Genomic DNA, 13051 nt, shown 5'->3' with positions numbered 1-13051 from the left:
CGTTAAATTTAATTAAAAATAATTAAATTTAAATTAATATCACAGTAATTGTATGTTAAACTGTATTTAAATTTATTTAATTATAATTTATAAAACGACTTGCTACAAGAAAATTAGGAGGATCAAACATATGAAAGAAATTGAAAGCAAAGAAATACAAAAATTGAAAGAACAATATCCTTTACTAAACAAACTCATTTCTTTGGAAGAAGTATTTTGGATGAATCCAAATGTTAAAAATTTTCAAACAGGAATTAATAAATCCCCTCTTACTAAAGAAGATGTAAGAGATGCAGAGGAAAGATTAAAACGTTTCGCTCCATATATCGCCAATGTTTTCCCTGAAACAAAAGAAACGAATGGGATCATAGAGTCTCCTTTAGTCAGAATTCCTGACATGAAACGTTCATTAGAACAGGGATATCAACAACCTATATTAGGTGAATTATTACTTAAATGTGATAGTCACCTTCCTATCTCAGGATCTATTAAAGCACGAGGTGGTATTTATGAAATTCTCAAACATGCAGAAGACTTAGCTTTTCAGCATAATTTGTTAACAATTCAAGATGATTATTCGATTTTAGATAGTGATAGATTTCGAAAGTTCTTTTCACAATATTCAATCGCTGTAGGCTCGACTGGAAATTTAGGACTTAGTATTGGTATCATCAGTGCAAAATTAGGGTTTAATGTTACTGTTCATATGTCAGCTGATGCAAAACAGTGGAAAAAAGACTTGCTTAGAAGTAAAAATGTCAAAGTTATTGAATATGAAGCTGATTATAGTAAAGCAGTGGAGGAAGGTCGAATTCAAGCTGATAGTGACCCAACATGTTATTTTGTAGATGATGAAAATTCTCACGACCTATTTTTAGGCTATGCAGTGGCTGCAAGTCGATTGAAGAAACAATTGGAAGAGCTAGAGGTAACAATAGACGAAAATCATCCTTTATTTGTTTACCTTCCATGTGGAGTAGGTGGTGGTCCTGGAGGCGTAGCTTTTGGTTTAAAATTATTGTATCAAGATCATGTTCACTGTTTCTTTGCAGAACCTACCCACTCACCTTGTATGTTACTTGGTTTAATGACTGGACTTCATGATCAAGTTTCTGTACAAGATTTTGGTATAGATAATGTTACAGATGCAGATGGGCTTGCTGTAGGAAAGCCATCTGGGTTTGTCGGTAAAACTATGGAGCCTTTTTTAAGTGGTAATTATACGGTTAGCGATGAACAGTTGTATATGTTACTAAAAGAACTAGTCGATACTGAGGGCATTCATTTAGAACCTTCTGCATTAGCAGGCATGATAGGACCAAGTAAATTATGCAAAGAGGGCATCGATTATTTACAGAACCATAATTTAAAGGAAAAGATGAGTAAAGGTACACATATTATTTGGGGAACTGGTGGAAGCATGGTTCCTGAAGAAATGATGACGCAATACTATCAAACAGGTTTAAAATTATCGTTAGAAAATAAATGATTTTCTTTTTCTTATTAAGAAAAGCTCTCGTTAGTTTATAGACTCCCTCCCCTGCTAGAACTTCTGAAGTTCAGCTATTGCCTTAAACCGGTTAGATAATCCATTAGTGGCTTTGCTTTAATTTCCGAAATTACTTTACTAGCAATATGCATGAACAGTGGAAGAAATAAAAATAATTCATATTGCTCCTCCAAAAATTTCATGGTAAAATTATAAAATGCCTAAAAATAGTGAGTGATAAATATGATTCAAACTACAAATTCACGAAAACTATATATTTCAACAACAAAAACCCTCGACTAAAACCAGTCGAGGGTTTTTGTTGCTCTTGGGAAAGATTTTTATTGGGGGTGCAAATTTATGAATCAAGTCACAAATTCAAATGGTTCAATACTTGCTGGGTGGATTAGTTTAATAAGCAATATTATTTTAACAATTCTTAAAATTGTTGTAGGTACTCTCTTCAATAGCCCTGTTCTTCTTGCAGATGGTTATCATAACGCTGGTGATGTTATTGCAAGTGGTGCTGCTTTAACTTCAATGCGTATTTCAAAACGTCCTGCAGATGAAGACCATCCTTATGGCCACGGTAAAGCTGAAGTAATCAGCTCTGCCATTGTTGGTATAATTTTATTACTAGCAGCAATTTATATTGCCTTTGAATCTTTTTCAGCATTCTTTCATGAACCTGAGAAAGCAAGTGTAATAGCTTTTATTACTGCAATTATTTCACTCGTATGGAAGCAAGTTTTATACGTATATACGATTAGAATTGGTAAAAGAACGAATAGTAAAGGCTTAATTGCAACTGCCTATGATCATCTAGCAGATGTGTATGCTTCATTAGCAGCCGTATTGGGAATTGGCCTTGCACTAGTTGGAGAGATTTATCATATTCAAATCCTTACTTACGGAGATCCAATTGCGGGTATCATTGTAACCATTTTAGTTTTTAAACTTGCATATGGCATGATAATAGAAGCGATAGATACTCTTATGGAAAAAAGTGTTAGCAAGGAAAGATTGGATAACTTTATGACTTTAATACTTACTATTCCAGAAGTGAAACGAATAGATCGTCTACGAGCTAGAGAACATGGACATTATGTATTGGTGGATCTTAGAGTAGGTGTGCAAGGTGAATTAACAATTCAAGAAGGTCATGATATTATTCGCAAAATCAAAAAAACTATAATGGAAAATCAACCTGATGTCGATGAAGTTCTTATTCACCTAAATCCTTGGTACGAAATTGACAAAGCTTAAAGCCTTTACTTACTTATTTGAATGTTCTATTCACATTTATTTTGCCTTACGAAACATTTTTTAAAAAATCGATGTTAAATGATAGACTTTTCTGTTAATTAAGTATATAGTTAAGGAGAAATCTTCCTTTTATAGCCCTTATTTTTAGTTTCGCTCACTCATTTAGAGTGAGCATTTTTTTATGGGGTTTAATCATAAATGCTTGAAACTTACATATAAGAAATATTGATCGATTATTATAATATTAATAACATTTACTTATTTCTAATTTAGATTCACAATTATCTTAACGTTATTAAGAAAAGGAGGTCATTTTATGGCGATTGATTTTCATAGTCAGGATAACCGTTCTACTTATGCCAAGCGACAAGCAGATGATACTTGGGTGAATATGATCCAGTCAATTTGTGTGATTGAAGGTAAAAACGTTTTAGATATTGGATGTGGTGGAGGTATTTACACAAAAGCATTTGCAGAAATGGGCGCTTCTTTTGTTACGGGATTAGATTTTTCCGAGCAAATATTGTCTTCAGCCAAAGAGAACTGCAAAAGTTATACCAACATCAATTTCCATTTAGGTAATGCCTTAAATTCTCAACTAAAAAAAGAACAATATGACATTATTTTAGAAAGAGCAATCATCCATCATATTAATGATTTGGACAGTTGTTTTAAAGAAGCTTATCAATTGTTAAAACCAGGCGGTATTTTCATTATTCAAGATAGAACACCTGAAGATTGCATACTTGAAGGAAGTTCTACTCACATAAGAGGTTATTTTTTCTCCAAATATCCATCCTTAGTGAGTAAAGAAACTGTAAGAAGACATTCAAGTGAAAAAGTCATTCAAACATTACTAGTAGAAGGATTCAAAGATCCACAAGGTTTTTCGTTTTGGGAAACAAGAAAGACATATAAAGTGCTAACTGATCTAGAAACAGATTTATTAAATAGAACTGGAAGATCCATTCTACATGACTTGAGTGACAAGCAACTTGAAGAACTCGTATCGTATATTAAAGAACAGCTGGCTTCAAATGATAACAAGATCATTACCGAAAAAGATAGATGGACTATTTGGAAAGCTATAAAAGATTAATAAGTGTCTGCCACTTAGGTTATTAAAAACTTTTTTGGGTATAATATTTTTGAATTCAAAGTATTCACTTAAAAAGTCATACTCACACAAGGAGTTGGTATTGAAATGAAAGTTGTCAAAACACTCGTTACTGGATTATTAGCAAGTGGTATTGTTCTAACAGGCGTTTCAGCACCTAATAGCGAAATTGATATAGTACATGCAGAGACATCAATCATTCCGCTATCACCTAAGCCACCTATTACGACTTATGACTATTACACAGCAGAAGGTCAAGCCAAAGTGTACAAAATCGTCACGGTGAAAACGAAAATAAATGGGAAAGTTAAAACAACAACAAAACTTGTTGCGTTTAAAGTTGATGAATTTGGCTCAGCTTTCAAGGTCTCCCAAACAATTGGCTTACCATCAACAGTACAAGCTTATATTGGGAAGAGAATAGAATACAAAAAAATTGTTGCCTACAAAGATTTATCCGAAGCGGAAATAGGAACAACTTATTATCTTAAAACAAAACAAGATGGTGTTTACGAAACCACACAGGATAAGTGGAACAGTTGGTTTTCGTCAGTAAAATAGATATGGGATAGGGCTATCAGTTATTGGATAGCCCTTTACTCTTTGTTGTCAATTATTTGACTCTTATTTAAGAAGATTCTTTTTATAGAGCATAGCAATACCATTTAACATGAATTCTGGAATCTTCTTTGGAAAATAGCGTTTTTCATAATAACAGTAAAATGCCTTTTTCAAGTCGAGCCATTGGTTACAGTCCTTCGTTTGTCTAAATCTAGCCACGTCTATAATCTTTACTTGCAAATCTGATGTAATTAAGATGTTTCTTAAATGAACGTCAGATGGATTTAATCCTTCTTGCTTTGCTAATTGTAAAGCGATATCAATATCTCGAACGACTTCTTGTGAGATTGGAATACCATTTGTTAGACAGTCAAAAAGCGTAGTTCCTTCTATATAATCAATAACTAAATAATTTGACCCTGCATCATAAAGAGTTGGATAATAAGTGATTTCCTGAACTACTTTATAGATTTCTGCTTCTTCCTCAGCAATATACATATATTCCGGAAAAAATACTTTCATCGCTTTTCCTGTTTGTTTAATTCTAAATACATAGGCACTTCTCCCCTGACCAATTAATGTTAATGATTTATCATAGTCAAGTAGCGTATGTTGATTGTCAGATTCAATTTTCACACTTGCAGCAAGCTCGTGGAATATAAGAATAATAGCAACTCCGTTCTGTAGTATTCATTATTTTAGCAATAAGAAAAGGCGTTATAACCGATTTGTTGGTTATAACGCCTTTTCTTAAAAAAGACCTTACCAAAAAATCGGTAAGGTCTCGCAAACAACTATCAAAAGTTGCCAATAAAACCGAGGATATTCATCCTGTATTGACGATTTTATTGTATAGCTACTCCCCTTAAACGGAGGATTATTATATTCAATTTTCTTATTATTTTCATTATAGATGTTCGTTAGCCAAACGTCAATTAATGCACTTTATGTGACTTTACACTAAAGTATTTCTCAAATTTATTTATAAAAAATATACATTCCATCCATTTAGCCCATACAAAAAATTTAGTTCTGGGCAGTAGGCAACATATTTATAACCCTTCATATTCTATAATCAGACCTATTAGAGGGGGAAAAGTATGGGAATAGAATTTACAGCTCTCCATTGGATTTATGTTGTTTTCATTGTATTGATTATTGGGTTTATGGTGAAGCGTCGAGATACTACCCTCATTTGTATTATTGGCATTTTCATGCTAGCAATTTTTGCAACAGGGAGTTTAACTGCCTCCATAAGTGGCGTTTTTAATAGTTTTATCTATGCAATTACCGAATTAATGTCGACCATATTAATCATTTCTATTATTGTCGCTATGAGCTCTGTGTTATCTAAGTCCGGCATTAATGATGTCATGATTGCACCTTTTACAAAATTCTTCAAAAACCCGACTCTTGCCTTCTGGATTATTGGAATTTTAATGATGATCATTTCATGGTTCTTCTGGCCATCTCCAGCGGTTGCATTACTTGGTGCAGTTCTACTTCCAGCCGCGTTACGAGCTGGGTTGCCTGCTCTCGGTGTAGCGAACGCAAACAAAGGAATCTTTTTAAACAGGTGTTCATTATCTATTTTTTTTCTGATTCTTGAACTGAAAATATATCGAAAATTGATAACTTAGCCATTAAAATAATCTACTGTCTAAATTAAGCCTTTGAGTAAATACCAAAACATGTAAAATCAATTGCTATAAGTATATTCTAATGAATAAATTTCATCACTATTATTTTGATGAATTACCTGTTGAAGAGTTAATGGCTATATTTTGGAAGCATTGATTCATTTGTTGTGAAGGCTGAGACATTTGCTACGATTCTTTATTTATTTTGAGATCTCTATTATTAAATAACACTTCCAAGATACTTTCCAGAAGTATTTGGTCTAGGTAATCGTACAAGAAACATAATTCTGTTTGCATATAGTATCAATATATGAGAGTAAGGAGGTGCAATGTGGAAAATTTTAAAAAGTTCAAGTTTAAATCAAATCCAAGTTGTCGTTGTCATTGTTGTGGCTTTTGTTGCCCTTGTAGTTGTAACCCACCATTTATACCTGTACCACCAAATTGTAACTTTCTCGTATATGTTACAGACGCTGGTCAGCTAGCTACTCCTGATAATAGAGTATCAGTGATTGATACAGGGACAAATACTATAATCGCTACTATTCCAGTAGGAACTGGTCCACTAGAAGTAGCGATTTCACCAAATGGAACACTTGGTTATGTTCCAGCTTTCTTATCGAATAATGTAACGGTTTTTAATACTGCAACAAACACGCCAATCGCTACTATTCTGGTAGGAGTTAATCCTCTTGGTGTAGCAATTTCACCGAATGGAACACTTGCTTATGTAGCAAATCATGGAGATAACACTGTATCTGTCATAAATACAGCAACAAATACCGTAACTGCTACAATTCCAGTAGGGCTCCAACCTCAAGGTATAGCTTTTACTCCGAATGGTGCGTTTGCTTACGTAGCAAATGAAAACTCAAATAATGTATCCGTCATAAATACTGCAACAAATACGGTGGTTACAACAATCCCTTTGGGAATTCGCCCTAGATCAATTGTTTTCACACCAAACGGACAATTTGCTTACGTTACAAATGAAAATAGTAACACAGTATCTTTAATTGTTGCAGTAACAAATACCGTAGTCGATACAATCCCTGTGGGAACAGGACCTGTTGGAACAGCAATTACACCTGATGGAACACTTGTTTATATCGTAAATAAAGGTAGTAATACTGTATCCGTCATAAATACAGCAACAAATACGGTGATTGCTACAATCCCTGTAGGACTATCTCCTGACCAAGTAACCATCTTGCCGGATGGAACACTTGCTTATGTCACAAATCAACTTGACAATACTGTGTCTGTCATAGATATAGCAACAAATTTTGTAATCGATACAATTTCAGGGTTTAACGGTCCTACTGGTATAAAAACCGGAACAATCTGCCAATAGAAGATAAACTTTTTATACAAACGAGTTAATTTCATAATCCAGAGTCCTAAGAGCTCAAGGGTTTCAAATGAATAATAAAACAGACACTCCCCCAGATTCGGTATAATGGTAGCGATTTTACGAAAAATGAACAAAAACAGCTCAAATATACTCCGAATGTAAAAGCAGTTAATGAGAAAGCGATTACTTATACAGACGAATTTAGGTGTTAGAGTGTAAATCTACTCATACTTTCTACTAAATTCAAACTTAAAAAGGCGTCAAAAGTCATAATTATCTTGTAGTGCTGATAGCAAGCCCACTGTTTTTCATTAGCTAAATCTGTACCAGCTTATCGAGCCTCTAAATTTGTAACAGTCTCTTTTTGTGTAACATATTAAACAAGTATAGTTGAAATATTCCATTACTTGTCCTTAATGTTACATATCAGCCGAAATCTCATATGTTTATTTCGCATTAACTGCCCGTAAAAACCTGATTGGCGAAAAACGAAACAACAAGTAGAATCCTAAAAACATAAAAATTGTTGCTTCAAAAATGTGTCTTGTCTTTCTTTTGAAACAGCCTTCTTCAACATACTTTTATACAGTTTTATCAGTAGTTATTTCTATAGTAAGCTCGTTCAATTTATGGTCCAAGTCATCAAGCAAGCGTAATTTATGATTCAACTGCTTTTCAAAATCCATTGATTGAGCCAATACCTTATTTACTTGAGAATCTAATTGTGTAAGGACCTCTGGATTCATCATCATTTTTCCACTTAGAGAAAAGCTATGTTTTTTTACATCCGCTAATTCTTTCGATAATTTTTCTATCTCAGTGCTTTTCCCCTCTATTTCTATGGCTAAATGCTCATTAAGATTGTCTGAATTAGTTTGTTCTACACGAGATCTTTCAACGGCTTCAATTATAGTCTTCATTTGTTGGCTTATATCCCTTGTAAAAACATTCAACTTATTTTCAAGGCCATCCACTAAAGTCCTATAATTAGCATCTGAACTCACAGTAAGAAATTCATCTTTAGTGGATTTTAACGTTTCCTTTATTAGCTCATTTTCTGCACGCAGTTCTTCTACTACTTTTAATAAACCCTCTATCGAAGAAAGTTGTTTTTTCTGCTGGATTTCTCTTGCTTGTATATCATCATAGTAAGTTTTTATTTTTTTTTCATGGTCTCTCTTCTGCTTTAAAAGCTCCATCGAAAGCTCCTTTTTCTGTTTTGTTAATTGAACATTTTCTCTCTCTACTCTCAGTACTAGTGAATAATAATCACTATCTCTGAGCCTTTTAACTTCATTTTTATATTTCTCTAATTCAGCTCTTAATAATATGATCATTTGCTGAAGCTGAACAGGATCATTATTTTCAACAATATCATTATCCACACTTGATCCTCCTATCACGACAATTTTTCAAGTAAACCAATCACTTCTTCAAATTGCTTCTTACTTTCCTCTAACATCTCGTCAAGCTGTTTAATAAGATTAATTTCTAATTCTTCATCGCCCATTTCTTCAGCTTTTATCTTTTCTCCTGATATTAAATAATTAATAAGTAGATTCAATGTGTCTTTTTCGAGATAAGCAAAGCTATTATTTTCTTTATTACTATAGCTAGGTAAATTCGTAAGCTGTTCCTTCATAAGTTGATGGATAACACTATCTATTTTTTGATTCATATTTTCATACTCACTCATTTTCATCCCCCTGTGTATAACTAATTCCATTGAGATTAATAGGATTTAAGACGACGACACCATCTTTTAGCTGATCACAATATGTAAACCCTATGATACTTCCTGAATAAGATAAGTTATGACCCCATTTGATCTGAAAATTAGGAAATGATAGTGTTTCGTTTGGCTCTAACGTTGTTTTTCCTATAGGTCTAAGCCAGAACTCCTCCTTGCTTGATTGATCATTGATTCGCTCCCAGCTACTGTTTCCTTTTAATTTCGGTGCAAAATGTTCATAGACATACCTTCCTGAGAAAGAGAATGGAGAGTCTTCAGGCAGTTTTATACATAGATACGGGTTTGTTATTGGCTGATTACCTATATTGCGAATATGATAAGAGCCCAAGCATAAGCTCTCCTCATCCGGATTATAAGCAATATTGAACGTGGATGTGAAATAACTAATGACGTTGACACTATCCGGGATAATTAGTTTACCAACCAATTGTTTAATTTCATGAACATAAAAATCCGTTTGTTTTTTTAGTTCATTTATCTTTTCTTCCACATGAACAATACGAGCAGTCATAATTAGTCCCCCTTACCAATAGTATTAAATTAACTAAAGAATTCACATTTTTTGGAGATAGCTATATTTGAATTCTTTCATAAAAAAAAAGAGAGGATTAACCTCTCTTTACGATATGATTTTCTTCTATGTGTTAGTACCCCTAGCCAAGAGTTGGGAAAATAGCGGAACACGGCTGAGGACGAACTACACCCGGACATGTGTATGGTAAATCTGCTCTTGGTTCGCAGAATGTTGCTAAGAATTCCACAGTGACTGGGAATGTAGATTGAATACTTTGACATACTGATACATTAATTGTTAGTGCAGAAAACGTAATTGTGCCGTCTCCAGCTGTTAATGTTCCTGTTGTACTAACGAAAGAATCTAAATCTGTGAATAAAATCTCTACATCTGTTCCTTTAGGCGCACATAATGTAACTTGTTCACTACGCGAAACTGGAATATTATTGCTTGTGAACATAGTTCCATTCGGTAAAGTAACAACTATCGTAAGAATAAAATTCTTTTGAATAGTTAGATGTTGAAGACATACCGTTGAACCATCAATGGAGTATTGGCGATTCTCACGGTTTAAAATTACTATAGGATTATTTGTTGCTGGAACTACTTTGCCTGTTACTACTGCACCCGTTAAGCTAGTAGTTGGTGTTACTCCTGTAAAAGCAACTGCTCCTGTAGGGGAAATATCAAATGACATTTCTTTTACAACCCAGTCAAATACCTTATCAACGTTAATACAAATTAATTCCGGCTCCTGCGCCTGGGATGGCATATTCTCTTGCATCCTTTTGACACCTCCAAAAAATTTTAGCTTTCGTTGTATCATATGTTTTATACCTATAAGTGCATGGGCTAATAAAAAATTCGTTCTGATTTTTATTAAAATGCTTAAGTATCAGTATGTATCGTTTTTACTTACATCTCCTCTTCTTATGGAAAAACTAAAATATTTGAAAGGACCGGTATATTTGTAACAGAAAGTAAATATTTTTAATAAAATATTAATGGACTGAAAGGAGTGAAATATAATGGAAGATTCAAAATTGTACTCCACTCAAGACATTGAAAATTGGAAGAATAAAATAGATGCCTATAAGGAAACGTTAACTTCATTAAAAATGGGGACTTTAAATGATGATTATCTTTTTATAAAAAAGGATTTTAATGGGATTAAAACGCAAATGGCACTTATAGAAGGGCTAACTGAAACAATAGAAGATAAGCAGAATTCTCAAATCAGTGGCCATGAGGAACAGATAAAACTTCTATCTACACAAATTGAGTCTCTGAATCAAATGAATGAGAAAATGAACCAAGAAATACTAAGGGCTCTAAACAAATTACTCACGATTGAAAAGACTGAAACTCCAACCACTACAGCTAAAACTGAAAACACATCTAAATTTATTTCTAATGGTGCACAGAGAGATCCGATAATTACACAGACAACAAGCCAATCGGTGATTACATCTAAACAGCCATCTTATAAAATGTTACAAAGTCTGGCAGGTAAAGCTACAAATGGGCAATTAGATACAAACAATGGTATACCCTTCGCTCGCAATGAAAATCAAAGAAATGTACCCGAAGAACGCCATTTTAATCAACAATACTTTCAATCAACAAATACTCATCCAAGCCAAATATATAATGGTTTATATAGAAATACCACCACCGAATCCACCTTTCATTTTAAAAATGCTATGAACCCACAGGAAACACCAATCAGAGTTTATGAATCTAATATTTTACCGCATGCTGAAATCCATAATTCCATTGATAATGAACTTAAAACGGAAGATTTAGATAATTACGGAGAACCCGAAAAAATTAATAACACTGTCATCACTATAGATAAAACGAGCTCTGTAATAACAAATGAGCCTTCCATTCTTGAAGATTCTAAAGTGGTTCATGAGCCTGCCGTTCTTGAAGATTCTAAAGTGGTTCATGAGCCTTCCATTCTTGAAGATTCTAAAGTGGTTCATGAGCCTTCCATTCTTGAAGATTCTAAAGTGGTTCATGAGCCTTCCATTCTTGAAGCTTCTAAAGTGGTTCATGAGCCTTCCATTCTTGAAGCTTCTAAAGTGGTTCATGAGCAAGACAACACAAATACATCCCCTACTTTAAAAAGTGACGAATTTGAAGTCTTTGAAGTTACGCCAAAGAATAAATTTGAAACCCATATACAAATTAAAGAGTTAAACAAGCAACCTGAGGTAAAAGAAGAATCAACTGAAGAAAGACAAAAAAAAGAAAAGAACTCTTTGTTTTTCAATTTCTTTCGAAAATGGAGTTAGTTTAAAATTGTGGACCATTTAGGAAACTGCCCTTTCCCCCTAATCTTAACGGAATAGAATAAAGGAGAAAGGGGGTGTAAAAATGTGTATGAATAATTCAATGTGCGGCAACGCAAATAATAATAATTGTACTTCACTTGGTCCTTTTATAGCTGTTGACGCTGCATGTATTACTACACCAGCACCAAGAAAAGGCACTATGTACCCATTTTCCTCAGGGGGTGTTCCTGTTTCTTTAGTATCACTTGCTAGTGGCTTAGTCAGTACAACAAGTATGGTAGGATTTGGCTCGGCTATTTCAGCAATATCTCTTGCTGGGACTAATATAGACTTAACAGCTGTTACTGGAACGGAAGCCTTTTCAGTTCCACTTGATGGTAGTATTACAGCTATATCTGCATCCTTGTCTGCAACAGCTACTGCAACCGTTACAGGAACAGCACAAGTCAGAGCACAAATTTACCGCGCGGTTGCTGGAACTAATGTTTTCAACCCTACACCAGCATTTGTCAATTTAACACCACTCACAACAATCGCAATAGGCACTATTACATCTGGTACCGCAAACGTTGCACCAGTGCCAGTAGCTGCTGGTGATCGTTTATTAATGGTGTTCTCGGTTACTACCTCAGGGTTTGCTACTACTATTCTTGGTAATGCAAGTGCAGGAATTAATGTTGAATAAAAGATGATGTTCGTAAGTTAGATTAAACCTACCATACAGGATTATTATCTTTGTAAAATACGATAATTACTTGCAAACAAAAGTAATAAGTAAAGTAGGCGATTTCCCCAAAATCGGGAAATCGCCTGCTTTTCTCTCTAAAATAAATAGTTATAATTTCGCCAAAGCAATTTGAATATGAGCGAGATGATGCTTTCCGTGCCAAGTATATAGGGCTACAGAAAGGAATCTTTTTGAATACATAGAAAACCAATGCTAGTTTTATAACATTTCTTTCATTGCCCCCAACAAAGGCTTAGGAATATCTCCTAAGCCTTTCTATTATTGAATAATGCTTGATTTGAAATAAGATGATAAAGTAGTTATCGATCC

The 13051-nt window shown here is 33.9% G+C and carries 12 protein-coding genes and 1 pseudogene; 8 read left to right on the top strand and 5 right to left on the bottom strand.

The window, feature by feature from the left end; genetic code table 11:
* Positions 1–130: 130 nt before the first annotated feature.
* The 4 genes from MKY02_RS08235 (at position 131) to MKY02_RS08220 (ending at position 4433) form a co-directional block, all read left to right on the top strand.
* The gene (locus MKY02_RS08235; RefSeq protein ID WP_038185312.1) at positions 131–1489 is read left to right on the top strand and encodes a D-serine ammonia-lyase; all 1359 of its coding nucleotides are present in this window, start codon (positions 131–133) and stop codon (positions 1487–1489) included.
* A 360-nt stretch (positions 1490–1849) separates the two neighbouring features.
* Entirely contained in the window at positions 1850–2755 is a 906-nt protein-coding gene (locus MKY02_RS08230) for a cation diffusion facilitator family transporter (protein ID WP_038185314.1), read from the top strand.
* 316 nt (positions 2756–3071) lie between these two features.
* The gene (locus MKY02_RS08225; RefSeq protein ID WP_038185316.1) at positions 3072–3854 is read left to right on the top strand and encodes a class I SAM-dependent methyltransferase; all 783 of its coding nucleotides are present in this window, start codon (positions 3072–3074) and stop codon (positions 3852–3854) included.
* Positions 3855–3959: 105 nt separating this feature from the next.
* Positions 3960–4433 (top strand): hypothetical protein, encoded by a 474-nt coding sequence (locus tag MKY02_RS08220; RefSeq protein WP_340710952.1) that lies wholly within the window; start codon positions 3960–3962, stop codon positions 4431–4433.
* A gap of 63 nt (positions 4434–4496) precedes the next feature.
* On the opposite strand, the gene MKY02_RS08215 is transcribed toward MKY02_RS08220, so the two are convergent.
* Entirely contained in the window at positions 4497–5069 is a 573-nt protein-coding gene (locus tag MKY02_RS08215) for a protein kinase family protein (RefSeq protein ID WP_235175736.1), read from the bottom strand.
* A 464-nt stretch (positions 5070–5533) separates the two neighbouring features.
* Here MKY02_RS08215 and MKY02_RS08210 point away from each other — a divergent pair.
* Positions 5534–6037: pseudogene (locus MKY02_RS08210) on the top strand (hypothetical protein); the annotation flags it as partial.
* Between the two features lie 367 nt (positions 6038–6404).
* Positions 6405–7427, top strand: a complete 1023-nt coding sequence (locus MKY02_RS08205; RefSeq protein ID WP_340710951.1) for a beta-propeller fold lactonase family protein — start codon at positions 6405–6407, stop codon at positions 7425–7427.
* A gap of 581 nt (positions 7428–8008) precedes the next feature.
* Here the strand turns inward: MKY02_RS08205 and MKY02_RS08200 are convergent.
* From MKY02_RS08200 to MKY02_RS08185, 4 genes are all read right to left on the bottom strand, one after another.
* Positions 8009–8812, bottom strand: coding sequence for a hypothetical protein (locus MKY02_RS08200; protein WP_038185331.1), 804 nt, complete (start codon positions 8810–8812; stop codon positions 8009–8011).
* Between the two features lie 14 nt (positions 8813–8826).
* Positions 8827–9123: a hypothetical protein gene (locus MKY02_RS08195; RefSeq protein ID WP_038185334.1), complete on the bottom strand. Its 297-nt coding sequence runs from the start codon at positions 9121–9123 to the stop codon at positions 8827–8829.
* Complete coding sequence (locus MKY02_RS08190) at positions 9116–9691, bottom strand: hypothetical protein (protein ID WP_038185336.1); 576 nt, start codon at positions 9689–9691, stop codon at positions 9116–9118. The genes MKY02_RS08195 and MKY02_RS08190 overlap by 8 nt, the downstream gene beginning before the upstream one ends.
* Positions 9692–9833: 142 nt before the next feature.
* The gene (locus MKY02_RS08185; protein ID WP_038185346.1) at positions 9834–10478 is read right to left on the bottom strand and encodes a hypothetical protein; all 645 of its coding nucleotides are present in this window, start codon (positions 10476–10478) and stop codon (positions 9834–9836) included.
* A 244-nt stretch (positions 10479–10722) separates the two neighbouring features.
* Here MKY02_RS08185 and MKY02_RS08180 point away from each other — a divergent pair, with 244 nt between their 5' ends.
* Both MKY02_RS08180 and MKY02_RS08175 read left to right on the top strand, forming a co-directional pair.
* Complete coding sequence (locus MKY02_RS08180) at positions 10723–11994, top strand: hypothetical protein (RefSeq protein ID WP_340710950.1); 1272 nt, start codon at positions 10723–10725, stop codon at positions 11992–11994.
* Between the two features lie 82 nt (positions 11995–12076).
* Positions 12077–12679, top strand: coding sequence for an exosporium glycoprotein BclB-related protein (locus MKY02_RS08175; RefSeq protein ID WP_038185358.1), 603 nt, complete (start codon positions 12077–12079; stop codon positions 12677–12679).
* The last annotated feature ends 372 nt before the right edge of the window (positions 12680–13051 follow it).

This window comes from Viridibacillus sp. FSL R5-0888, assembly GCF_038009105.1.
Taxonomy (GTDB): Bacteria; Bacillota; Bacilli; order Bacillales_A; family Planococcaceae; genus Viridibacillus; species Viridibacillus arenosi.
This window is presented reverse-complemented; position numbering and strand designations above follow the sequence as displayed.